The organism is Enterococcus aquimarinus, from assembly GCF_001885765.1.
In the GTDB taxonomy this organism is placed as follows: Bacteria; Bacillota; Bacilli; order Lactobacillales; family Enterococcaceae; genus Enterococcus_I; species Enterococcus_I aquimarinus.
In genome coordinates, this window is record NZ_JXKD01000043.1 from 1 (window position 1) to 456 (window position 456).

1 pseudogene is annotated in these 456 nt (G+C 36.8%); it reads right to left on the minus strand.

Annotated elements, in window-relative coordinates:
• Window positions 1–359: pseudogene (locus RU93_RS11875) on the minus strand (IS30 family transposase); the annotation flags it as partial.
• Between the last annotated feature and the right edge of the window lie 97 nt (window positions 360–456).

Sequence of the window (456 nt, forward strand, 5' to 3'; positions counted from 1 at the left end):
CTTTGATCAAACTCACCATTTTTAAAACGACGATATAAGGTACGGACAGAACATGAAATTGAAAACTCACCTCGTCCAACAATCACATCCGGGGTCCAGCCTTGAGTTGTCTTGTCTTCGATGTATTCTTTTTCTGCTTTGGGTATTTCAATCGGCTTTCTTCCACAACGTTTTTTATTTTTCTTATACTGTTCGAGGTATTCGAGAGCCGTTTTTCCTTGTTTAAGAAAATGATAAACATTGTAAATGGCCTGTCTACCACGCTTAAGTTTCTTGGCAACGAAAGCAACGGGTGTTTCTTGATGAAAATATGCCTCTATAATTACGAGTTCATTTGGTGTAAGATGGGTATAGGTCATTTATGTTCACTCTCCCTGTATTCTTTCGACGGAATTACAATTTGAGTGTAACATAAATGATTTTTTTATTTGTCTCGCTTAATTTTACAATCGGCGT